Annotated in this window: 17 protein-coding genes; 16 read left to right on the top strand and 1 reads right to left on the bottom strand. The window is 45.5% G+C overall.

The window, feature by feature from the left end:
* Positions 1 to 54: 54 nt before the first annotated feature.
* Positions 55 to 966: a C40 family peptidase gene (locus NFU07_RS05355; protein ID WP_251475614.1), complete on the bottom strand. Its 912-nt coding sequence runs from the start codon at positions 964 to 966 to the stop codon at positions 55 to 57.
* A gap of 346 nt (positions 967 to 1,312) precedes the next feature.
* On the opposite strand from NFU07_RS05355, the gene NFU07_RS05350 reads away from it, so the two are divergent.
* The 16 genes from NFU07_RS05350 to NFU07_RS05275 all read left to right on the top strand — a co-directional run bounded on the left by NFU07_RS05350 (position 1,313) and on the right by NFU07_RS05275 (position 24,067).
* The gene (locus NFU07_RS05350; RefSeq protein WP_235197057.1) at positions 1,313 to 1,582 is read left to right on the top strand and encodes a YhdT family protein; all 270 of its coding nucleotides are present in this window, start codon (positions 1,313 to 1,315) and stop codon (positions 1,580 to 1,582) included.
* A complete protein-coding gene (gene panF / locus NFU07_RS05345; RefSeq protein ID WP_251475612.1) occupies positions 1,579 to 3,039 on the top strand; it encodes a sodium/pantothenate symporter in 1,461 nt (486 codons plus the stop codon). Before NFU07_RS05350 ends, panF begins: the two co-directional genes overlap by 4 nt.
* 28 nt (positions 3,040 to 3,067) lie before the next feature.
* A complete protein-coding gene (locus NFU07_RS05340) occupies positions 3,068 to 3,979 on the top strand; it encodes a DMT family transporter (protein ID WP_251475610.1) in 912 nt (303 codons plus the stop codon).
* Between the two features lie 199 nt (positions 3,980 to 4,178).
* Positions 4,179 to 5,339, top strand: a complete 1,161-nt coding sequence (locus NFU07_RS05335; RefSeq protein WP_251475608.1) for an aminotransferase class I/II-fold pyridoxal phosphate-dependent enzyme — start codon at positions 4,179 to 4,181, stop codon at positions 5,337 to 5,339.
* A 15-nt stretch (positions 5,340 to 5,354) separates the two neighbouring features.
* A complete protein-coding gene (locus NFU07_RS05330) occupies positions 5,355 to 6,968 on the top strand; it encodes a M20/M25/M40 family metallo-hydrolase (RefSeq protein ID WP_251475606.1) in 1,614 nt (537 codons plus the stop codon).
* A 530-nt stretch (positions 6,969 to 7,498) separates the two neighbouring features.
* A complete protein-coding gene (locus NFU07_RS05325) occupies positions 7,499 to 8,455 on the top strand; it encodes a nuclease-related domain-containing protein (RefSeq protein WP_251475604.1) in 957 nt (318 codons plus the stop codon).
* Positions 8,456 to 8,941: 486 nt separating this feature from the next.
* Positions 8,942 to 10,063, top strand: coding sequence for a mandelate racemase/muconate lactonizing enzyme family protein (locus tag NFU07_RS05320; RefSeq protein ID WP_251475602.1), 1,122 nt, complete (start codon positions 8,942 to 8,944; stop codon positions 10,061 to 10,063).
* Positions 10,064 to 11,158 carry an amidohydrolase gene (locus tag NFU07_RS05315; RefSeq protein WP_251475594.1) on the top strand — a complete coding sequence of 365 codons (1,095 nt, stop codon included), beginning with the start codon at positions 10,064 to 10,066 and terminating at the stop codon, positions 11,156 to 11,158.
* A 134-nt stretch (positions 11,159 to 11,292) separates the two neighbouring features.
* A complete protein-coding gene (locus NFU07_RS05310; protein ID WP_251475592.1) occupies positions 11,293 to 12,327 on the top strand; it encodes a CAP and S-layer homology domain-containing protein in 1,035 nt (344 codons plus the stop codon).
* A gap of 122 nt (positions 12,328 to 12,449) precedes the next feature.
* Complete coding sequence (locus tag NFU07_RS05305; RefSeq protein ID WP_251475590.1) at positions 12,450 to 13,862, top strand: alanine/glycine:cation symporter family protein; 1,413 nt, start codon at positions 12,450 to 12,452, stop codon at positions 13,860 to 13,862.
* Between the two features lie 94 nt (positions 13,863 to 13,956).
* Positions 13,957 to 14,433 (top strand): VanZ family protein, encoded by a 477-nt coding sequence (locus NFU07_RS05300; protein WP_251475588.1) that lies wholly within the window; start codon positions 13,957 to 13,959, stop codon positions 14,431 to 14,433.
* 98 nt (positions 14,434 to 14,531) lie between these two features.
* On the top strand, positions 14,532 to 16,715 hold the full coding sequence (locus NFU07_RS05295; RefSeq protein ID WP_251475586.1) for a 5'-nucleotidase C-terminal domain-containing protein: 2,184 nt from the start codon (positions 14,532 to 14,534) through the stop codon (positions 16,713 to 16,715).
* A gap of 222 nt (positions 16,716 to 16,937) precedes the next feature.
* Positions 16,938 to 18,389: an N-acetylmuramoyl-L-alanine amidase gene (locus NFU07_RS05290; RefSeq protein WP_251475584.1), complete on the top strand. Its 1,452-nt coding sequence runs from the start codon at positions 16,938 to 16,940 to the stop codon at positions 18,387 to 18,389.
* Between the two features lie 236 nt (positions 18,390 to 18,625).
* Entirely contained in the window at positions 18,626 to 20,524 is a 1,899-nt protein-coding gene (locus NFU07_RS05285) for a S8 family peptidase (protein ID WP_251475582.1), read from the top strand.
* A 317-nt stretch (positions 20,525 to 20,841) separates the two neighbouring features.
* Positions 20,842 to 21,897, top strand: a complete 1,056-nt coding sequence (locus tag NFU07_RS05280; RefSeq protein WP_251475580.1) for a C40 family peptidase — start codon at positions 20,842 to 20,844, stop codon at positions 21,895 to 21,897.
* A 211-nt stretch (positions 21,898 to 22,108) separates the two neighbouring features.
* Positions 22,109 to 24,067: an S-layer homology domain-containing protein gene (locus tag NFU07_RS05275; RefSeq protein ID WP_251475578.1), complete on the top strand. Its 1,959-nt coding sequence runs from the start codon at positions 22,109 to 22,111 to the stop codon at positions 24,065 to 24,067.
* Positions 24,068 to 24,297 lie beyond the last annotated feature (230 nt).

Genomic DNA, 24,297 nt, shown 5'->3' with positions numbered 1-24,297 from the left:
GATTGCCTGCACGGCAGAAAAACTACATAATAAAGAACTGAATGAAATATTTTCCTATTTCAAAGCTTTTAGGCGTTTAAATCCAACGAAATGCTGGTTCCAGTAAGGCGTATCTAAATTCGATACTTCGATTCCTTTGCTGCCGGCATGGATGAAGGAGTTATTGCCGACAAAGATGCCCATATGTGAGATGCCTGGCTTATATGTATCTTGGAAAAAGACCAAATCCCCGATTGCGGGATTCGCGATTTCAGAAGAAAGGTTGTAAAAGCCGACGCTGTCTGTGCGGGACACTTTTAATCCAGCCTGGGAATAAACATAATAGATAAATCCGCTGCAATCAAAGCCAGCAGGGCTTGCACCGCCGAATACATAAGGTGTACGCTCTAATGAATAGGCGATTTTCAATGCAGCTGCATAAACGGAACTTGCCTGATTGCCGACTGGTGCTGCAATAGGTGCAGGAGCAGGAACCGGAGTGGGTTTTTCAGCGGATACCGGAACCACTTTAGAAGGCTGCTTGGCGCTGCCGATTTTCAAGCTTTGATTGACCAGCAGGTTCGTGGATGCAAGTTTGTTCCAAGCAATGATCTGGTCTGCCGTGACCCCGTATTTCTTAGCGATGCTGTAAAGCGAATCGCCTTTTTTGACTATGTAAGTGGTTGTGCCGGTACTTGGCGCTGGTGCGCTTGCTTTAACAGGCACTTTCGCCTTCACCGGATTTTTTACTTTTTTCGGTGCGGCGATTACGGCATTCCCGATGTTGAGGGATTGGTTGGCATAGAGGGAGTCGCTGCTGAGCTTATTCCAGGATTTTAGATCTGCGACGCTTACTTTGTGTTTTTGTGCGATTCGGTAAAGGGTATCTCCAGGTTGTACCTTATACGTTGCGGCTTCCGCCAAGGGAAGAGAGACGGTGGAGAATAGAGCGATAGCCAATACACCGGACAGTAATTGTTGCTTCATGCTTCAACCTCCAAAGGTAAGATGTTTTTTGGTGTCCAGACTTCAGCACCCAGCCTCTCGGGGTCTTAAGTCAGCCCACTACGGAAATCAGGATTTCCTGCGTGTTCTGCCTTAAGCCTGTCGAGGCTAGATGGGTGCTTGTGCTTTTCTTAATATAGGTGATAAAGAATATTCAGTCAATAGATTTTTAGGATATTTTACATAAGTAATAAATGATAAGATAAGAAAAAGGTCATTTTGTTAAGGTTTTGATGAAAGAAGAAGGAAATAGATACGTACATTTAAAATCAAGAAATTGCGCCAAAAGACTAAATAGGAAGTAAGACTATAGAATGGAGTGGAAAAAATGAAAGAAACGGATTGGCGATTTAAAATTGCGAACCGGGAAGCGTTGATCGGCTTGGGACTGGCATTATTCAATTTTGTCTGGTGGTTCGGATTCGCATATGGAATGGGGAGCCGGCCAGTTGAAGAATACAGCTACGTTTTCGGTTTGCCCGATTGGTTTTTCTGGAGCTGTGTAGTGGGTTTCTTGGTGATTGTCGTTTTAGTGATCGTCATCGTCAAATTTTTCTTTGTGGAAGTACCTTTTGATGAGGAGGACGATGATCGATGAATTATGCAGTTATCATTCCAATGTTTGTTTTCTTATTGATCATTTTTGCGATCGGCTATTGGTCGAGCACCAAACTTTCTTCCAATTCAAATTTCATCAAAGATTATTTCCTCGGGAGCCGGGAGCTAGGCGGTTTCGTACTTGCGATGACGATGGTTGCGACTTACGGCAGTGCTTCCAGTTTCCTTGGTGGTCCCGGAACCGCCTATACGATGGGTTTCGGCTGGGTATTGCTTGCCATGACGCAAGTGGTCACCGGGTATTTTGTCTTGATGATCCTCGGCAAAAAGTTTGCAATCATGGCGCGCCGTTATCAAGCGGTGACGATGATCGATTTTCTAAAAGCGCGCTATAACAGCACATGGTTGGTCATTTTATCGGCGCTCAGCATCATCATTTTCCTGTTTTCTGCGATGGCTGCGCAGTGGATCGGCGGCGCACGTCTCGTCGAATCGCTGACGGGTCTTCCGTATAACACGGCTTTATTCATTTTTGCGGTCAGCGTGCTGGTCTATGTGACCATCGGCGGATTCCGCGCAGTGGCTGTAACAGATGCGGTCCAGGGAGCGGTCATGTTTGTAGGGACCTTGGTTCTTCTCATCGCCGTCATTATCGCAGGCGGCGGCATTCCGAATATCATGTCGGATTTACTGAATGAAAACCCGAATCTCGTAACGCCTTACGGAGCGGACGGCAATTTAAGCGCTGCGTATGTTTCTTCTTTCTGGATTCTGGTCGGAGTCGGAGTTGTGGGCTTGCCGCAAATCACGGTGCGTGCGATGTCTTATAAAAATTCGCGATCGATGCACCGTGCATTGATTATCGGAACCATCGTCACCGGATTCATCATGCTCAATATGCACTTGATCGGCGTTTTTGCCCGTCCGATTCTGCCTGGCATTGATATTGGGGATAAAGTCATCCCGTTGATCGCACTTGAAACCTTGCCAGCCTGGGCTGCCGGTATTGTCCTTGCGGCTCCAATGGCAGCCATCATGTCGACGGTCGATTCATTGCTGATTCTGGTCAGTTCTTCAATTGTAAAAGACGTTTATTTGAACTACATCAAACCGGACGCCGATTTGAAATCAATCAAACGATTATCTTTCGGCGTTACAGGAGCGCTTGGCATCATCGTCTTCCTGCTCGCTTTAAATCCGCCAGACCTGTTGATCTTCCTGAATTTATTTGCATTCGGCGGTTTGGAAGCGGCGTTTATCTGGCCGGTGGTTCTCGGCCTGTACTGGAAATGGGGCAATAAATACGGAGCGATTGCGTCGATGGTAACGGGGATCGGCAGCTACGTTTTCCTCCATCTCTACAATACTGCGAATGGCAATTTGTTTGGCGTCCATACGGTGACGCTGCCCGTTCTGCTTTCACTCGTTGCTTTTATCGCATTCAGTTTGCTGATAGGGCGCACAGCATATGATTACAATGTGAGGGCTGCTAAATAATCCGGCAGGCGAAAGAAGGTCTTCTGATTTGAAACCATGGAAAATCTATCTCTTATTGACGCTTGTCATGTTCATGTGGGGAATCAACCTGCCAGTCGTTAAATACATGATTGAATTTGTCGATCCCATCACGCTGACAGCATTCCGGATCATGCTCGCCGGAATTGCCGTGATGGCCATACTGGCTGCAATGCGGCTGTTAAGATGGCCAAAGAAAAATGAATGGAAATACATCGGGCTCGGCGCTTTGCTGAATGTTGTCGGCCATCATTATTTCCTATCAAGCGGATTATCGCTTACGAGCGGTTCGAATGCCGGGTTGATTCTTGGGACTGGGCCGATGTTGACGGCGGTACTGGTGTCGCTGATCATGCGAAGCTATCCGTCGAAACTTCAGTGGATCGGTGTTTTTGTCGGCCTTGCTGGTGTCTCGGCAACGGTACTCGTCGGCAACGAAGCCGCTTCCGGCATGAACATCGGCGACATCTTCGTCTTCTTGTCGATTTTGGTTCAGGTCTTCAGTTATATCGTCATCGCGAAAGCAGCTGCTTCGATGGATCCGCGTGTGTTGACAGGCTATATGTTTGTTCTCGGTTCCGTCGTGCTGCTCGTCATTTCCCTGATTCAAGAACCAGGCGAAATCCAGGCATTCAAAGACATGCCTGCGATTTTCTGGCTGGGCTTTGTCTTTTCCGCAATCATCGGGACAGCGATGGGGCATATGCTTTACAACTACTCGATTGGACAAGCTGGACCAACAAAAGCCGCGATCTTCATGAATTTGAACACCTTGTTTTCTCTCGTCGGAGCAGCCGTCATCCTCGGTGAAAAAATCACCAGCGGCCATATTTACGGCCTCGTGCTGATTATCATCGGCGTGCTATTCGGTTCAGGCGCTGCGGAAGACTTGCTGCGGAAAAGAAGAAAACGGATTGAATAAAAGAGGAAATCTCATTTGCTGTCATTTGAAGGCGGATGGGATTTTTTTGATCTCAGTATGTGGTGGATTTGACTAGCAGCTCGAGCGGTTTGCGGAATTGTGAAAAATGACACAAGGATTACCAGCCCGCCGCCCTTTATTTTCTCATTTATTGCAATATAATAGAGGAAAGCCAAAACGTGAAACGGAGCGTATGAATATGTCTTTACAATTAAATCCACGCGCGGAAGCGCTGAAGATTTCAGGAATCCGCCAATTCTTCAATCAATTGGTCGATTACCCTGATGCCATCAATTTGACAATCGGCCAACCGGATTTTCCCACGCCTGAAAAAGTCAAAGAAGCGGGGAGAGCGGCAATCACGGCTGATATGACGAGCTATTCCCATAACGCAGGCCTGCTTGAACTGCGGCAGGAAGTTGCGTCTTTTTTCAGCGACACTTATAAACTTACATATAATCCACAAACGGAAATCATCGCAACCAACGGTGCCAGCGAAGCACTTGATGCTACGTTCCGTACGATTCTTTGCGAAGGCGATGAAGTCATTATTCCGGCGCCTTGCTTTGCTGGATACGAACCGCTTGTTTCATTGAACGGCGGCAAAGCGGTCTTGCTGGATACTTCTACGACAGGGCTCGTGCCGACTGCAGAATCGATTAAAGCGTTGATCACCAATAAAACAAAAGCGATCTTGTTTAATTTTCCATCCAACCCGACAGGCGTGACCTTGACGAAAGAGCAAATGGAAGTGATTGTGGAAGAATTGAAGAATCATGAGATTTTCGTGCTGACAGATGAAATTTACAGCGAAAATACATTTATCGGTTCGCATACATCTTTCGCCTGCTTTGACGCGATCAAAGACCGGACGTTCCTGATTCACGGCTTGTCGAAATCGCATTCCATGACAGGCTGGCGAATGGGCTTTCTGCTTGGACCGGAGGAATACGTGAAGCATATATTGAAAGTGCATATGTACAATACCGTATGCACGTCGGTTCCGACGCAGTATGCAGCGATCGAAGCGCTGAAAAACAACCGCCATGTACCAGCGGAGATGAATCGAGCGTATATGGAGCGCTTGGAATTCGTCTACGGAAAATTGACCGAGATGGGGCTTGAAGTGGTGAAGCCGAACGGTGCATTTTATATTTTTCCTTCCATCGCAAAATATGGCATGAGCTCGTTCGAGTTTGCCACGCGTTTATTGAAAGAAGCGGGAGTTGCAGCAGTGCCGGGAACGGCGTTTACCGAATACGGCGAAGGCTTCCTGCGGATTTCATACGCCTACTCCATGCCGACGTTGGAACAGGCAATGGAGCGGATGGCGGCTTGGCTAAAGACTTTGGACCAATAGAAAGGGGAAAGTGAAATGGCGTTAATGTGGGGGACACCCGATAAATTGCAAGAGCTGTTATGTGAACTGGTAAGTTGGAAAAGCATGACGCTAACCGAAGGGGAAGTGGAATTTGCCGATCGGCTAAAAGAGAAATTGGAGATGATTCCCTATTTCCAGGAACATCCGGACCATCTGTTTCTCGGCGAAGTCAATTGGGGGCGCCAATACGTGACGGCGCTTTACAAGCATCCGGAGGCGATCGACACAATTGTGCTCATCAGCCATTTCGATACGGTCCATACGGGTGAGTATGGGGATTTGGAGCCGCTTGCTTGCCGGCCGCTTGAACTCGGCGAAGCCTTGAAATTGGTTCGCGATGAACTTGATCCGGAAGCCCAGGCCGACCTCGATTCCGGTGAATATTTATTTGGCCGCGGCACAATGGACATGAAAGCGGGGCTCGCGCTCCACATGGCAATGATTGAAAAAGCGGCCGATGAAAACTGGCCGATCAATCTCGTCTTAATGACCGTGCCGGACGAAGAAGTGAACTCAGCTGGCATGCGCTACGGCGTTTCGAAGCTATTGGATCTCGAGCGTGAACATGGACTCGAATACATTCTGTTCCTAAACGGTGAACCGGTGTTCGCCATGAAGCCTGGCGACACCGCCCATTACCTCTATACGGGGTCCATCGGCAAAATCATGCCGTCCGCTTTATTCTACGGCAAGGAAACGCATGTCGGAGAACCGCTCTCCGGTATCACATCGAGCTATATCTCGACCTATTTGACGCACCGGATGGAATGGAATCCGAGCTTCAAAGAAACCGTCTACGGCGAAGCAACGCCGCTGCCGGTAACCTTGACGCAGCGTGACATCAAACACGAATACTCCGCGCAGACGCCGTACCGCACGAGCGCAATGTATAACGTCTTCATGATGGAGCGAAACGCGGAAGAAGTGTTCGAGATTTTCGAACAAGTGGCGAAAGACGCCGCTGCCCATTGCACGCGCGATTATTTGGCGATGTGTGAACGTGAAGGCGTGGAGCCGGTCGGTGAAATCCGCGTCATGCGCTACCAGGAATTGATGGATTATGCCATCGGCAAATTCGGCATCGACTACGTCAACGAAGCCCTGTACGATACCTTGATGCATCCGGAATGGGACGTCCGCGAGAAATCGATGCACATCGTCGACATCCTGCTCATCAACTGCCAGGAACTCACGCCGGCTATCGTCCTGCTTTACGCACCGCCGTATTACCCGGCCGTCAACTCTTCAGAAGACGAACTCGTCAAGCAATGCGTCGAACAAGTCACAACCAACGCGATGAATAAATTCGGGTTGGAAATGCAGCAAATCCATTACTTCAACGGCATCTCGGATTTGAGCTACGTCAACTACGGCGACCAAGGCGACGGCTGGATCACCTACGAACGGAACACACCCGTTTACGGCGACACCTACAGCATCCCGTTCCAAGCCATGAAAAAACTCAAAGCCCCTGTGCTGAACGTCGGCCCGTTCGGCAAAGACGCCCACAAGCGCACCGAACGCCTGCACATCAAAAACACATTCGAAGAAATGCCGGTGCTGCTGGAAGAGATGATCCTCTCGATTCCGGTAAAAAGCCGGCATTGAATAAAAGCGGGAGCCTCCACTTAGGGTGGGGGTTCTTTTTTTGTGGAGGAAGAAGCTAGTGTCGGTAGCAAAGTGGCTAGTGTCGATAGAAAGGTAAATAGTGTCGATAAGAAAGGAACTAGTGTCGGTAGAAGGTGAATCAGTGTCGATAGATAGGCCAGTTATGTCCATAGAAAAACAGCATCTTCTCACCAATTGGTTTTTCGTTCGCTGCAAGCGAACCAAGGGACGGCTGCGGAGCAGGCGGCTTGGGCAATAAGAGGGTTGTGGTTTTGTCGATAAGAATGAGATTTGTGTCAGTAAGAGAGGAGCTAGTGTCAATAGGAAACATATTAGTGTCGATAGAATTCGAAATAGTGCCGATTGAAGGACAACATTATTAAAATGTATGATCAATAAAATATCAAAAGTTAATTTTTATGAACGTCAAATATCATTTTTGCCACTCTATAGCCTTTCAAAAATGATATTTGGATATTTATGGAATCATCTTAATAGAACTGCTAAACTGTATAAAAGGAGGGCAGACCATGATTATTAAACGTCGAGAAAGGCCGATGAAGATTAAAGGTTATAAAGCGTTATTAGCAAGAATGCCTGAACATCATCCAAAAAGAGAGATGATTCAAGACCTCCTTTATTCAGCAAATGCTGGAATTGGCGGGGAGGAGCGATTGGATGAATGTCTTGAATATTTCGATCCGCCATATCCCCACTTAATCATCCAGGATTTGAGCTTACCGGAAAAATGTCAAATTGATACATTGGTGATCACCCAGCAGGCTATCATTATTTTGGAAGTGAAAAATATGTCTGGAAAATTACGGTTACAAGAGAATCCAAGTATACTAATTCAAACTTTGCCGAGCGGGCAGGTGAAAAGTTATAAAAGTCCAGTTGTGCAAATGGAGACGGCGAAAATAAGGGTGGAGAAAATCGTAAACCAGTATAATTTCGCTCTTCCTATCAAAACATCTCTTGTTTTGGCTTATCCTTCTCAATTTATAGAAAATGTTCCATCCCATGTTACTGTCTGGAGCGCAGATGAAGTCTTATATCGTTTGTATCGCATGAACTATTCAAATCCGCTAATCACAATTGACGAGATGGATCGCTTAGGCAAACACCTTCTTTCAGTAAGTAAACCCCACAATCCTTTCCCTCTTATCCCCAATTTGAAAATTAATCCGGATACAATCAATAAAGGCATGCTTTGTCCGAAATGCCACAATCAAAAAATGAAGCGTCTAAAACGTCACTGGCATTGTCCTTACTGCAAATTGTCTAGCTATGATGCGCACCTACAAGCGCTTGACGAATGGTTCATGCTCTTCCAACCCACTATTAGTACCGAAGAATGCATGGAATATCTTGGATTGCAAAATACGCTCTCAGCCAGTCGAATTCTAAAAAAGATGGATCTGGAACAATCCGGTGGAAAGAAATTTCGCCAGTATCACTTAAAAGAAAATCATAGATTTCAATAAAACCTTCACATTTGTGGAGGTTTTTGTTTGGACGAAATACCGCGCTTTAAGAAGAGAATGCAATCGATGCAGATTAGTATTGAATCAGTATCGATAGAAGTATAAATAGTGTCAATAAAAAATCACCTAGTGTCGAAAGAAAAGCGATTAGTGTCGATAAGAAAGATTCATTAAGAAGAATGGTTTTTCGTTCGCTGTAAGCGAACCAAGGGCTGACTGCGGAGCAGGCGACTTGGGCGATTAGGTCTTGTGGTTTTGTCGATAGGAATGAGAATTGTGTCAGTAAGAGAGGAGTTAATGTCGATAGAAAGTGAACTAGTGTCGATAAGGAACAAAACAATATAAATTAAGAAACTTCATGAAGAAAATATTCCCAGCCTTACAAATCACCGTCTCCACCAACCTAAACCCTACTGAATCCTCATTGTTCCGAGCAATTATCCTGTGTACAATTTACCTTATACATAAACCAAGGGGGCAGAAGTGTTGAAAATTACGAAAGCACAGATCCATGCAGTTGAATTTCCATTAAAAGAACCATTCATCATTTCCTACGCCACGTACCCGAACATGCCGGCGATTATCGTCAAACTTGAAACGGACACGGGGCTGGTCGGCTACGGTGAAGCGGTGCCGGACGAACATGTGACCGGTGAACAAGTAGCGGGGGCGTATGAAATTTTACGGTCGGTTTTGATTCCGCAGATTATCGGGCAGAATCCGTTCGATATTGAACACATCCATCACCTCATGAACAGTGCGATTGTCCGCAACCAAGCGGCGAAAGCGGCGATTGACATTGCTTGCTACGACTTGATGGGGAAGGCGGCGAATCAGCCGGTCTATAACTTGATCGGTGGACGCGCGCACGAACAGCTTCAATACCCGAAAGTCTTAAGCATCGAAGAGCCGGCCGTCATGGCGGAAAAAGCGAAGCTTGCAGTAGATCAAGGCTTTAGCAGCCTGAAACTAAAAGTGGGCGGACCCGATTCAGCGAAAGACATTGAGCGCATCTATGCCGTACGCGAAGCGGTCGGGAAATCGATGCCGATTCGGATCGATGTCAATCAAGGGTGGAAAACAGTCGGACATGCGGTCCAAGTAATCAACCAGCTCGATGCAGCACAACTCACCTGGATTGAGCAGCCGATTCGGATGGGCGATATCCGCGGATTAGCTGAAGTCCGCCGGAAAACGTCGACGCCGATCATGGCAGACGAAAGCGTCCAGACGATGGAAGATGTACTCGAAATCATCCGGTTGGATGCCGCTGACTACATCAACATCAAGCTGATGAAGTCGGGTGGGATCTTCCCGGCGATCCAAATGGCGAAAGCGGCAGAAAGCGCAGGCATCATCGCGCAGATCGGATCGATGGTTGAATCTTCCGTAGGATCTGCAGCCGGCTATCATGCGGTGATGGCGCGCCGCAACATCCAAAGTTCCGAACTGACCGGTCCGCTGCTTTTCAACGAAGAGATCGGCAATCTGAATTACCAATTGCCGAACGTCCATCTATCGGAAAATCCAGGGCTAGGCATTGAGGTAAACGAAGCACAATTGGAAAAGCTGACGACTGCTTCTTGCGTCGTTGAAGGAGGTGCTTGAATGACGAACCATCAAGCGAAAATCCAAGAATACTTCCACCATTTCCACACATATCCGGAAGTGAGCTGGAAAGAAATCGAGACCACGAAAAAATTGGCGGAAATCATGGAAGCGTTAAATGTTCCGTACAAGACATTCGATGACGTTACCGGGTTGATTGCCGAGATTGGGGAAGGGCAAGACGTGATCGCTGTACGGGCGGATATCGATGCGCTTTGGCAAGAAGTGAAGGGCACGGTTCAAGCCAACCATTCTTGCGGACATGATGCGAATATGGCAATGGTGCTCGGTGCGCTTCTGTATTTGAAAGAAGAAACACTAACGAAACGTGTGCGTTTTATCTTCCAGCCGGCAGAAGAGCAAGGGAACGGTTCGCTTGCCATGATTGAGCGAGGCGCACTTGATGAGGTCTCCCATCTATACGGCGTCCATTTGCGCCCAATCGAAGAATTGCCATTTGGAAAAGTCGCACCGGCCATCCATCACGGTTCAGGTATTTTCCTGAAAGGGAAGATTAGCGGAAGCGATGCCCACGGTGCACGGCCGCATCAGGGCAGCAATGCCATTGACGTCATCGCGGCAATCCATCAATTTATCAAAACCATTTATTTCTCGCCATTTGAATCGTATTCGGTGAAACTGACGAATATCCAAGCCGGCGGAAACAGCTTGAATATCATCCCAGGAAATGCGACCTTCGCACTCGATGTTCGTTCCCAGTCAAATGGGTTGATGGACGAACTCCGTAGCCGGATCGATAACGGCTTTGAATCGATTAAAATGCTCCACGACATAGACCTGGAATGGGAGTGGACGGATTATACACCGGCAGCTGAAGTGTCAGAAGAGGCAAGGGCTATCGCAGAAGAGGCAATCCGTGCCGTTATCGGGGATGAGCAGACGGCTGCCCCTATCGATACGACGGGGGCGGATGATTTCCATTTTTATACGATTAAAAACCCGGAATTGAAAGCGGCCATGCTAGGGATCGGTGCGGACTTGAGTCCAGGGCTGCATCATCCAGATATGGAATTTAACCACGGCGCACTGGATATTGGTGCACGCGTCCTCGCTGAAACGATTAAAAGAACATAATTTATTTTTGTTAAAATAAAGGACTTTTTTAATATTTTGGTGTAAAAAGCATGTGAAAATGGGTATAGAAATAATACGCATCGAAAAACCAACTATTTCCTGGGCAATAACATCAAAGAAAGGGCGGTGTATGAATGAAAAAATACCTGTCAGCTGCCATTATCCTCTTCCTATTTCTCATGCCAATGACGGTTAGTGCACATCATTTCACCGATTTATCAAAAAAGCATTGGGCATATCATTCTGTTCATACGCTATCGGATTCAGGAATCTTAACAGGTTATTCCAATGGAAGTTTCAAGCCTAATCAAGAAATCACGCGGGCACAGGCAGCGATGATCTTGGCGAAAGCCTTGAAAATTGATGGAAAGACCAGCTTTAAAGCGAAATTTAGAGATGTTCCCACTTCACATTACGCCTACAAAGAGATCAATGCGCTAACGGAAAAAGGGGTCTTTTCAGATGCCGGCTCTTTTAACCCGGAAGCGGTATTGACGCGGGCGCAGATGGCGAAGATCCTCATCAAAGGTTTTGGCATCAAAGTGGATTCAAATCACTTGGAATCTTATCAGGACGTACCCAAAGATTTTTGGGCACATGATTACATCATCACAATTGCTGAAGTCGGCATTTCCTACGGCGTAACGCGTACGACATTCCAGCCGGGAGCTTCGGTAACACGGGCGCAGCTAGCAGCATTTACGGAACGGTCACTTAAATTCAATCAGCGCGTCAAAGAAAAATCCATTACGTATGACGCTGACTTGAAATTGTATTCCGGCATCAATTCAGTTGCTTTCGACACAATCGCCATGGTCAATAAAGAACGGGCGAAAAAAGGATTAAAGATGGTTAAGGAAGATCCGGCGTTATCGAAAATCGCCCAATTGAAAGCGGAAGATATGGTGGACAATAGCTATTTTGCCCATGTTTCCCCGCTTTACGGCAAACCTTCGGAAATGGCGGTGCATTTCGGCTATCCGACCAATCAGGTAGGCGAAAATATCGCACTTGGCTATGCATCTTCCCGCGAAGCGATGGATGCTTGGATGGAATCAAAAGGACATAAAGACAATATTCTGCTTCCGGATTACACATCGATTGGAGTGGGCTATGTTGAAGACGAAGATGGCATTCCGTATTGGGTTCATCTCTTCGCGATCAACTAAAGTGGGAAATCCTCTCTTACCAGAGGATTTTTTCACTTTTACAAATACATAAGCAATCCGTTTCTCACTGGTATATTAGGGTATAGATAGATATTTACAAAACGAATAAGAGGAGATTTAATATGGATGCATTTATCGATGGCTTAAATTGGATTGTCAATGAAGGCAATGATTTATTATGGACGTACATACTGATTGCGCTCTTATTAGGGCTTGGCGTTTACTTTACCATCCGCACGAAATTTGTGCAGATTCGTTTGTTTGGTGAAATGTTCCGTGTCATCACGGAGAAAAAAGATGGGGAAAGCGGAGTTTCCGCGTTCCAGGCATTTACGATTTCCACAGCTTCCCGCGTAGGGACAGGGAATATCACGGGAGTGGCACTTGCCATTGCCATCGGTGGGCCAGGCGCGGTTTTCTGGATGTGGATCGTCGCTTTGATCGGGATGGCCACCGCTTTTGTGGAAAGTACCTTGGCGCAAGTCTACAAGATTAAAGACGGCGACCAATTCCGCGGCGGCCCAGCCTACTATATGCAAATGGCGCTCGGCAACCGTAAACTTGGCATTATTTTTGCTATTCTTTTAACTTTGGCATTTGGATTCATCTTTAATTCGGTCCAGTCCAACACGATTGCCGAATCATTTGGGGATGTTTTCAACATTCCGAATTGGACAGTCGGCATCGCTTTGGTCATTCTGGCTGCTTTAGTCATTTTCGGTGGAGTTAAACGAATTGCGAGCGTCACCCAAGTATTGGTTCCAGTCATGGCGATTCTTTATATTTTGGTTGCGTTATACGTCATCATTATGAACGTCACTGAAATTCCAGCCGTCTTTTCATTGATTGTGAAAAGTGCGTTTGGGCTTGAAGAAGCTGCAGGCGGAGCAATCGGTATTGCAATCATGCAAGGGGTTCGGCGCGGTTTGTTCTCAAACGAAGCCGGTATGGGTTCAGTTCCGAACGCTGCGGCATCTGCCAATGTTTCGCATCCGGCGAAGCAAGGGCTTGTACAAAGCCTCGGCGTCTTTTTCGATACGATTGTGATTTGTTCAGCGACAGCGTTTATCATCATTTTAGCTGGCGTCTACAAAACAGGGGAACAGGAAGGCATCCTGTTGACCCAAGCCTCCCTTAACGTGCATGTTGGGGATTGGGCGCCTTACTTCTTGGCTGGAGCGATTCTATTCTTCGCATTCAGTTCAATCATCGGGAATTATTATTACGGAGAAACAAATATTGAATTCATCAATGCCCATAAAAACTGGTTGACCGCTTACCGTGTAGGCGTATTGGCGATGGTCATGTTCGGTGCCTTGGCGAAAGTCGAATTGGTTTGGAATATGGCCGATCTGTTCATGGGGCTGATGGCTGTCATCAACTTGGTTGTCATTGCGATTCTTGGAAAGACGGCCTTCAAAGTGCTGGGCGATTACACGAGCCAACGGAAAGCCGGCAAGAATCCGGAATTCTTTGCGAAAAATATCCCTGGCTTAAAGAACACCGAATGTTGGGGAGAACATAATCGAGATTAATAAAAGTTTGACGAAAGCACATTTGCAATTGCAGATGTGCTTTTTTTGCGGAAAAAAATGTAAAAACCGCTTTAACTGATGATACAATTTATGTATGAAAAAATTATTAATCTTCCTCGCCTTATTTATTGTGTTGTTCATCTCATCAAGCCAAACCTATGAACAGCAATCATTGATTCCAGCGCTCGAGAAATATTTTCCTTCCATGCCGTTTTATTCCGTGCTCAGCACACTGGAAATTACGTATTGGGGAAGTGTCATTTCCATTGAAGAAAGGGGCTATTATTTATTCATCGAATTCTTTTTAAGAAAAGGTGCCCACGTAGCCATTTTCGGGCTCATCGCACTGGCTATTGCCAATTTGCTGCCGAAGAAAATGGGGTGGCTCGCTTTGCCGGCAACTGCAACGATCGCTGTTTTGGATGAATTGCATCAAGCCGTTACCGGCGGGAGAAGCCCGATGGCCGCGGATGTTTTACTCGACATTTCGGGTGCCGTCATTGCGCTCAGCTGCCTGATTTTATTCCGGAAAATAAAAGCTAGGAGAAAAGAACAACATTCCATGTTGTAAGATTGTAAAAATTACGCAAATTCTATAGAACGTAAGTCACAAATTTGGTAAAGTAAAGATGCATGAGAAAACCCATTCCCTAAGGAGGAAAAGAACACATGACAAATGTCTTGAAAAACAAAAAGTTTGTCGCTTCAGCAGTAGCGATCGCGGCAGTGGCAACAGCGGTTTCACCAGCATCAGCGGCAGAGATGAAATTTACTGATGTGCCGGACCGTTATACAGAAGCAGTTCAATTTTTGTTTGATCTCGGAATCGTACAAGGTGAAACAGCAACAACGTATGGTACCCATCACAGCGTGAAGCGCCAAGATGCGGCAGTAATGATTGCGAGTGCACTCGGCTATACTTCAGCTGGCAAATATGCAGATTCCGGATTTACAGACGTTCCCGCTAGCGCGAAATGGGCAGTGGATGCATTAGCTGAAAAAGGGTTCATCGATGGAAAATCGGCGAAACGTTTTGGCGCAAGTGATCCGTTGACACGCAACGAAACAGCGAAAATCCTAGCTACTGCAGCTGGACTGGAAATCAACGATGATTTGAAGAAAACTCAATTTACAGACGTCAACGAGCGTTTTGCGAAATACGTAGACGCATTAGTGAAAAATAAACTGGCAGTCGGCAAGACCGCTACGCAATTCGGTTCGAATGCTGCTGTAACGCGCGGAGAAGCAGCTCTTTTCCTTCACCGTACAGCCCAATTCCTTTTGGAAGATGACACATTCTCTTTATCGGTGATGCACGTGAACGATACGCATGCGCATTTAGATGACGCAGCGAAATTGGTGACGGCAACAAAAGAATTCCGCAAAGAAAACCCGAACTCCTTGCTTCTTCATGCAGGTGACGTATTCTCAGGAACACTTTACTTCAACGAATACAAAGGAGAAGCGGACGTTAAATTGATGAACTTGATGAATTTCGATGCAATGACTTTCGGGAACCATGAATTCGACTTGGGTTCATCGACTGAAGGCCATAAAGCGCTGCAGGAATTCGTAAAAGCAGCGAACTTCCCGTTCGTTTCAGCGAACGTAGATTTCTCGAAAGATCCATTATTCGATGGCCTATTCCAAACGAAAATTTCTTCTGCACCTGAAAAAGCGAATATCTACACAGGAATCGTCAAAGAAGTGAATGGCGAAAAAGTGGGGATTTTCGGTTTGACGACGAAAGAGACGGAAGACATTGCAAGCCCGGAACTTGTTTCTTTTGATGAAGACTACATCAAGGAAGCACAAGACATGGTCGATGAGTTCGAAAAAATGGGCGTCAATAAAGTAATCGCTTTGACGCATATCGGCTATGACGATAACCCGACAATCGACAACGATCTGGAATTGGCGAAAGGCGTCCAAGGAATTGACGTAATCGTCGGCGGGCACAGCCATACAAAATTGGCTGCACCGGTCGTTGCGGGAGCTAAAGAAGAGCCTACTGTTATTGTCCAAACTGGACAGTACGGCGAAAACTTAGGGACATTGGATGTCACGTTTGATGACGAAGGCGTTGTGATGAGCCATGACGGAGAATTGATCGAAGTCGGCAAATTGGCTGAAGACGAAGCAGCATTAAAAGTGTTGACACCATATAAAGAAGGCGTGAAGAAAGTTTCTGAAACTGAAACGAAAGCGACTGCAACAGCAGCCCTTGAAACTCCGCGTACGGGTGAAAACCCAGCAGCGCCAAGTGTCCGTAAAAACGAAACAGCTCTCGGAAACATCATTACGGACGGTATGTTGACTAAAGCGAAAACATACAACGAAGATGTCGTAATGGCATTCCAGAACGGCGGCGGAATCCGTGCAGGAATCGATGCTGGACCGATCACTGTTGGTGAAATCATCACAGTTCTTCCATTCGGAAACACATTGGCAACGATGAAAGTCACAGGTGCAGAACTTAAAGATGCATTTGAAACAAGCGTTGGCCAATATCCGAAAGAAAATGGCGGATTCCTGCATGTATCTGGAGCAGAAGTGAAATTCGATTCTTCTAAACCAGCAGGTGAGCGCATCGTTTCGATCTCATTGAAAAATGCGGACGGTACGTTGACAGCTATTGCAGACGAAACAACTTACACAGTTGCAACAAATGCTTTCACTGCTAAAGGCGGCGACGGCTTCGATGGTTTTGCTAAAGCTTATGAAGAAGGGCGCGTAACAGACCTAGGCCTTTCAGATTGGGAAAACTTGAGAGAAGAATTGGAAAGAATCGGTACAGTTACACCGAAAACAGAAGGCCGCATCGTGGATGTAAATCCAGCTGCAGCTAATTAATTTCTTTTCAATTAATTGTAAAAGTTAAATTGCAGAGATATGAAGAAATTATTAAAATCAAAAGCCCAACCTCATGCCGAGGTTGGGCTTTATTTCTTTTTACCTATGCGCTATATCTAAAAGTCAGGGAGAAATGTCGAATTAGACCAAATGATACATAGAAATTTTCAATAAATTGGGTTAAGGTATGTGAAGAGAACTAAACCTAGGAGGAAATGAGATTTGAAAAAATGGATTATGATGCTATGTTTTGCATTAATTGCCTCAATAATCGTCCCACAAAGCCAAGCGAATGCAAGTGCGAATTTTAAAGATATCGGAGATACTCATCGTGCAAAAGCGGAAATCACCTATTTGGTGGATAAAGGTTTTGTCAACGGTGTTTCGAACACTCATTTTGTCCCGAGCAGACAAGTTACCCGGGGAGAAGCGGCAGCAATGCTTGGCCGGTCACTCGGTTTAAATGGAACCAAACAAAATACGGAATTCAGTGATGTCGGCTCAGGAAACTTTGCATCCGGCTACATAAACGAAATGGTTAAACGCGGCGTCATCTCTGGCTATCCTGATGGCACATTCCAACCATACAAAGTGTTGAAACGCGGCGAAATGGCGATCTTGATCAACCGGGCTTTCGGCTACGGCGGCAATAGCGTTTCGGCAGCAGCAACCAACTTGATGAATAAAGGAATTGCCCAAGGTTTTCCGGATGGCACATTCGGAACTGAAGCAACAATCATCCGTGCTGACTTTGCCGTATTTTTGGCACGCAGCTTGAACGAAAGCTTCCGCGTGAAGCCAGGCGAAGTTTCATTCAGCACAACGATGTACGTAAACACAGGATCTGATACATTAAACATGCGTTCAGCGCCAAGCAATTCGGGTGCAGTCATCAGCAAATTAAAAAGCGGAACAGCAGTCGGCGTTGGCAAGTCGTCTAACGGCTGGTCTCATATCCGTGTAAATGGTGTAATCGGCTATGTCGCAACAAGCTATCTTTCTACAACGAAACCAGGGGCGGTTTTGCCAAGCCCAGCACCGATCGGCGGAAGTGATTTGACGGTTATCATTGATCCAGGCCACGGCGGATCAGATCCTGGAGCAGTTGCTAACGGATTCCAAGAAAAAAATGTGGTTTTAAATGTTGGGAAACATATGAAAGCTTATTTTGATCAAACACCGATTAAAACGAAAATGACACGTTCAACAGATGTCTTTATCAGCTTAACGGACCGTGCGAAATTCGCTTCGAAAAATGGCGGAGATGTATTTGTAAGCATCCATACAAATGCATTCAACAACTCAGCGAACGGTCAAGAATCGTTCTATTATGCATCAACAGCTGCAACTAATCCAAAAGTCCAGCAATCACGGGCTTTATCGATTTATTTACAAGCACGCATGCAAGAAGCATGGAACTTATCGAACCGTGGGGTTAAAGTCGGCAACTTGGCTGTACTTCGACAAAACACAGTTCCAGCTTCATTAATCGAGATGGGCTTTATCGATAGTTCAAAAGATATTCAATACATCAAGTCAGAAGCAGAACGCAAGAAAATGGGTAGAGCGTTGTTCCTTGGAACACTTGACTACTTCTATAACTACGAAGGCCGTACAGATATTGGCCAGTACTACAGCACAGCTGGTGCTTCACCAAGCAACAAACTTCACTAATCCGAGATCCCGCTAACGAATTTGTTGGCGGGATTTTTTTAACATTTTCACTTTTCTAGTCCTATTCAGACAAGTCAGCTGTCTCAAATACCCATGAAAATAACAAAAGCTAGTTTTTTATTTTAAATTAATAATAATAATGTTAAAAAAATACGTTTTTCTATCTTTTGTCCGGTTTTTTAAAATCCCGGTTAGGGTATTATGAGAAATATACTGAGAAAAGAGGGATCCTCACCATGAAACGCGTCGGCTTACTTACTTTACTATTCGCATTCCTATTTCTGCCTTCCCACATTTTTGCCGAAGAAACCGATACATATTTAATCCACGCAAACGAAGATCAATTAGAAGAGATCAAGGTCCAGTTTGGTGCAGTCACAAAAGAGTTTGAAGAAATTCCGCTTGTCGAATTGAAACTGAGCGAGTCAGATAAAGCCGCTTTGCAAGAGCAATTCTCAAGCGCTGAGATTTATCCAAACCAACAGTACGAAACGGCAGCAGAACTGGTATCTCCCTCATTTTCAATGATTAAGAGTACACCAAAACAAACTTCTCCTTATACCGGCAAAGGCGTGAAAGTGGCAGTCCTCGATACAGGGATTGATACAGAGCATCCGGATTTGAAAGTGGCAGGCGGCGTCTGTACGGCTGCTGTGTGTGCGAGTAAAGTCCCTTATGATGACAATTTCGGCCACGGTACCCACGTAGCAGGCATCATTGCTGCGCAAAAAAATGATTCAGGCATCATCGGAATTGCACCGAATGTGCAATTGTATGCGATTAAAGCGATGAACAACCGCGGATCAGGGTCAACTGCGCAAATTACGAAAGGCGTGGAATGGGCGATTCAAAATAAGATTGATATTTTGAACTTGAGCATTTCGATTTCGGTCAATGACCGTCCGCTGGAGTTGATGCTGCAAGAAGCTTATAAGCAAGGCATGATTATCATTTCGGCAGCCGGAAATGAAGGCGGTTCCGGGCAGATGGACACAATGACATACCCAGCCAAATATTCCTCAGTCATTGCTGTAGGGGCCGTAAATAACGACTTTTCAAGAGAAGAAAATTCATCGATCGGGCCCTCGATGGAATTTGCAGCTCCCGGAACGGAGATTTTCAGCACTTATCCGAAAGAGTTGGATGAGTGGGACAATAAAATAGACGGCTACCGGAATTTGACGGGAACTTCGATGGCCGCTCCGCACGTAGCAGGTGTATTCGCCATTTACAAAGAGCAGTATCCTGGCCTTACAAATGTGAAATTGCGCGAAATGGCGCAGGCTACGGCTAGAGATTTAGGAACGCCAGGCCGCGATAATGTCTATGGATTCGGCGCCATCCAGTACGAAAAAGAAATCAAAGCCGTTCCATTTATTCAAGCAGCCATCACGAAAGGCGGCATTTCCTTTACCTTAAAAAATCCTGAACTGGCAACTTCACCGTCTCTAAAAGAAGGGACGACGGATTTAAAGAGTACAGGGACGAATAAATGGGAAACGTATAAAACGAAAGGGAATTATTCCTTTACGTTCAGCTATACCGATGCAAAAGGCGTGAAAAAGACAGAGAATCTGTCAATCGGTTTGACGGAGCCTGCTTTTAAAGACGTGACGATGACGTCTTGGTTTGCGCCGCATATCAGCTATCTTTACAGCAACAACATGATCAGCGGCTATACAGATGGAACTTTTAAACCCCGAAAAGAAATTACCCGCGCGGAAGCTTTGATTTTAATCGGCAGAGCGAACGGGCTTGATGGCAAAGCGCGCAACACCATTTTCAAAGACGTCAGCGCGAATAATGCGGCATCCGGCTATATTCAATCGGCCTATGATAAGGGCATATTATCCGGCTTCCCTGATGGCACATTCCGCCCTTATCAATCCGTTACGCGTGCTGAAATGGCGTTATTGATCCAGAATACGTACCAATTCAAATTTGATCCTACGGCTAAAATGCCATTCACTGACGTAAACGAAAGCATGGCGAGCTATGAAGCAATCCAAGCAATGACGCAGCAAGGCATTACTTTAGGCGTGAGCGAAACAACTTTTGGACCGAGCCAGAACATGAACCGCTATTCGTTCAGCGTGTTCTTAGCAAGAGCAGAAAATCCGTTGCTATTTAAATAATAAAAGTAAATAATTACTATAAAAACCGCAAAACGGAAGACCCGTTTTGCGGTTTTTTAGATTTCACATATGTAAGATTCGGTTTAAATAAAGGTCAATCAGTTGATTTCAGGACTCACTAATCATACGTCAACTCTTTATATTGCCCGCTTTGCCCGGGTTCTAAACCTGTTTATAGGCAATGTTACACAACTGTAATACAACCGTAACCTAATATTGTTATATTCTCTGTTAGAATCTAAAACAGGTTAAGAAAACAGAAAGATTCAGTGTCTGATCAACATCTTGAATCGCCAAACTTACTTAGAGGTGACGAATTGAAAAAACGTATTATACTAATGATGATTGCTGTCCTATTGATAACAGCTAGTCCGTTTATGACAACTAAAGCCGATGCCAGTGGAGCAACACCAGATGATATTGCAACATACGCTTTGAAATTTAAAGGCACCCCTTATAAATTTGGAGGAACAACACCTTCAGGGTTTGATTGTTCAGGCTACATCCGATATGTCTTCAATCATTTCGGAATTTCCTTGCCAAGAACTTCAGCAGAACAATATAACGTTGGAACGTCCGTATCAAAAAGCAACCTGCAAAAAGGAGATCTTGTATTTTTCGCAAATACATATAAAAAAGGCATCTCGCACACAGGAATATACTTAGGTGACGGCAATGTAGTATCTGCCGAAAGCGGCGGAGTCAAAGTTTCAAATATTAATACGAACCCTTATTGGGGACCTAAATATGCAGGCGCAAAACGCTTGAGCAGCGTACAAAGTGCAGCTCCGGTAAAAGCAGAGCCGAAGCCGTTGCCGCCAGTAACAAACGGCAAATTCGTGGATGTAAAAACATCACATCCGGCTTATGAAGCCATCAAAACATTGAACACTTCAGGCGTTATCAGCGGCTACCACCAGCAAGACTTCCGTCCATCAGAGGAAGTAACGCGTGGACAAGCAGCAACGATGATCAACCGCGTGCTCGGCCTTTCAGCGAAAGGCAAAGTCCAATTCAGCGACGTAGCAGCGAACCACTCGTTCGCGAAAGACATTGCAGCGATGAACGAAGCGGGAATTCTGCAAGGATTCACAAACGGATCGTTCGGAATGTACGCACCATTATCAAAAACGCAATTAGCAGTCATCCTGGAAAGAGCGTTCCAGATGTCTAAATCAGAAGAAGTTCAAGCACAAACAGCTTCAGTGAAATATTTGGATGTGGCACCTTCTTTCTGGGCGCACGAGCCAATCGTAACATTGAAAGCAATCGATCAAACAACTGTTTTCCAAACTTCAAACTATTATGGTGAGTCAAATACAGACCGTGCAGAATTCGCTGCAGCACTTTACAGCGCGATGAACGCAAAATAATAGAAGCGTAAAGCTGTCCTGAAAGTCGTTAAATGACTACAGGGCAGTTTTTTTAATTTCAGGTATAAGTTCAACGAAACAATCTTTAGGATTTCCAGTTAATTACCTGATTTTATCTTTGATTCAAGATAGGCTTCGCTTATAATTGTAGGAGTAGACAAATTCATCCAAAAAATATCTAAGGATAGAAAATAAACCCTAGGAGGCGACAATGAAGTTTATAAGCAGGTTACTCATTATTTTATTAGCAATTACAGGCATTTTCGGTTTTGCGGCCGCAAGCAATGCAGCAAGTTCGCTTGAAAAAGAAATGAACGAAATGGTCAAGCGAGGGATTATCTCTGGCTATAAGGACGGAAGTCTCGGTGAGAAAGACAACGTGACACGTGAACAGTTCGCAGCGTTTATCAGCCGTGCGCTTGACTTGCCGGAAGGAGAACATTCGTTTAAAGATGTTCCGGCTAACAGTAATTTATCGAGCGATGTGGCAAAAGTTTATTCGTCTGGCATCATGGAGGGGGTTTCGGCAGACCGCTTTGCGCCAAAAGCCAATATTACCCGTGCGCAAGTCGTCTTGACGCTGCAAAAAGTTCTTGCATACAGCGACATGAAGATGGAACGCAATGCCGTGGAGTTCAAGGATAGTAAAAACATGACGTCGGTCGTTTTATCAGCCATCTATAATATCTCAAGCTATAACATTGTAGCCGGCCATTCAGACGGCAGCTTCAAACCAAATGCAAACGCGACGCGCGAACAAGCGGCAGCTTTTATTTACCGTTTCCTGATGGCGAAAGAGCAAGTGCCAGGCGAGAAATATGATTCCAATACATACTATATCGGCACCGTAGAGAACGGGAAATTAGTGGTTCCGACTGATAATAATTACGCTACCCATTCAGCAGCTTCAACGTCGTTCAATGCGGATGCTAAAGCCGACGCCTTGTTGAAAGGAACGGACATCGTTGCAATCAAAGATGGCGTCGTATACGGCGACCGTACTTCGATTGTGAATGGCAAAAAGGTTTTAGATGTAACGACGATCTACAGCAACGCGGATTTTAAAACTCAGCTGACTTACATGGAACCAGGCCGCGAAATGCGTTTTATTGAAGCGACTGGACAATATGTAAAAGTCCAAGCAGGCGGAACAATCGGCTATGCGAAGCAAGGGGAAGTGGATTTCGTCCCTGCTGAATTGATGAAAGGCGAAGAATACTATGAGGTAATTGGCGCGGAACTGAATCATTATCAGTACAATCACTTGTCAGGTAAACAAGAAACTAGATATCCTGTAGGGCCGGCGCCAAGCGGAATGAAAGAAGGCGTGAAATACAAATCAGTGGACGGTGTCCATTTCAAACCTTTCGCTGGCGGCGCGGAGATTAAACATTATCCGTATTTCCAATACCAATCAGTCCGCTCAAAAACGAGTTATACGGCAGAAGAGTTGGATCGTTATATTATGACAGCCTTGAATGGCGTAAATAATAAAACGGATCTTTATAAAAATGCTATCACTCGTTCAAAATTGATCGGCCAAGGAAAATTCATCCTGGAGATGCAGGAAAAGTATAATGTCAACGGCCTCTATATCCTGGCGGCAGCAATGCACGAAAGCCAATACGGCATGAGCGAAATTGCGCATGAGAAGAACAATCTTTTCGGGATTGAAGTTTACGACAACGGCTTGAAGGATGGCAAAGTCTATAACACGCCCAAAGAAAGCATTGAGGACTTCGCTAAATACCGGATGGACAGCGACTACGTCGATACATTGCACGGAGGCTATTACAACGGAGCCGCTCCGGGCAATAAAACCACAGGCATCACGGTAAGCTATGCTTCTGACCCTGCATGGGGTTCGAAAGTGGCTGGACATATGTACCGTTCGGATAAAGCATTAGGCAAGAAAGATCTTAATAAATATCAACTGGGAATCACGAATACTCCTGGAGTGAAGGTCTACCCGACACCGGCGGTCAGTGCTAGATATTTATATCATTTCTCAAGAACCGATCTTGGGGTTAATGGAGCATTCGGTTATCCAGTTATCATCACTGATAGCAAAGACGGTTATTACCAAATCATTTCCGAATTAAAAGCGGAAGATGATGACTACAACGGCATCGGCTGGATACTTGAAGAAAATGTAACAAAAATTAATTAAGAACAGGAAGGGCCGGCAAATGCCGGCCCTTCCTGTTTGCTTACGAGCAACTCAAACCGTTTTGAGAGAAACTCACCCATGTTTGCGAGCAACTCACGCCACTTTGAGAGCAACTCAACACTACTTACGAGCAACTCAGAGAAAAAAACGTTCTTCTCAATTTTTCAAAACAAAAGAACTAGTTCTATAGAAGAAACTTTTTTTATCGTATTTTTGTTAAGGCAAAGGAC

The organism is Planococcus sp. NCCP-2050 (genome assembly GCF_023708025.1).
GTDB lineage: Bacteria > Bacillota > Bacilli > Bacillales_A > Planococcaceae > Planococcus.
The sequence above is the reverse complement of the archived record's forward strand: the minus strand, read 5'-3'. Positions and strand labels throughout refer to the sequence as shown.

Excerpts from the sequence above, each read along its gene's own strand:
- NFU07_RS05355 (WP_251475614.1), bottom strand. The coding sequence starts at position 966 with ATGAAGCAACAATTACTGTCCGGTGTATTGGCTATCGCTCTATTCTCC.
- NFU07_RS05350 (WP_235197057.1), top strand. The coding sequence starts at position 1,313 with ATGAAAGAAACGGATTGGCGATTTAAAATTGCGAACCGGGAAGCGTTG.
- panF (WP_251475612.1), top strand. The coding sequence starts at position 1,579 with ATGAATTATGCAGTTATCATTCCAATGTTTGTTTTCTTATTGATCATT.
- NFU07_RS05335 (WP_251475608.1), top strand. The coding sequence starts at position 4,179 with ATGTCTTTACAATTAAATCCACGCGCGGAAGCGCTGAAGATTTCAGGA.
- NFU07_RS05330 (WP_251475606.1), top strand. The coding sequence starts at position 5,355 with ATGGCGTTAATGTGGGGGACACCCGATAAATTGCAAGAGCTGTTATGT.
- NFU07_RS05325 (WP_251475604.1), top strand. The coding sequence starts at position 7,499 with ATGATTATTAAACGTCGAGAAAGGCCGATGAAGATTAAAGGTTATAAA.
- NFU07_RS05315 (WP_251475594.1), top strand. The coding sequence starts at position 10,064 with ATGACGAACCATCAAGCGAAAATCCAAGAATACTTCCACCATTTCCAC.
- NFU07_RS05310 (WP_251475592.1), top strand. The coding sequence starts at position 11,293 with ATGAAAAAATACCTGTCAGCTGCCATTATCCTCTTCCTATTTCTCATG.
- NFU07_RS05305 (WP_251475590.1), top strand. The coding sequence starts at position 12,450 with ATGGATGCATTTATCGATGGCTTAAATTGGATTGTCAATGAAGGCAAT.
- NFU07_RS05300 (WP_251475588.1), top strand. The coding sequence starts at position 13,957 with ATGAAAAAATTATTAATCTTCCTCGCCTTATTTATTGTGTTGTTCATC.
- NFU07_RS05295 (WP_251475586.1), top strand. The coding sequence starts at position 14,532 with ATGACAAATGTCTTGAAAAACAAAAAGTTTGTCGCTTCAGCAGTAGCG.
- NFU07_RS05285 (WP_251475582.1), top strand. The coding sequence starts at position 18,626 with ATGAAACGCGTCGGCTTACTTACTTTACTATTCGCATTCCTATTTCTG.
- NFU07_RS05275 (WP_251475578.1), top strand. The coding sequence starts at position 22,109 with ATGAAGTTTATAAGCAGGTTACTCATTATTTTATTAGCAATTACAGGC.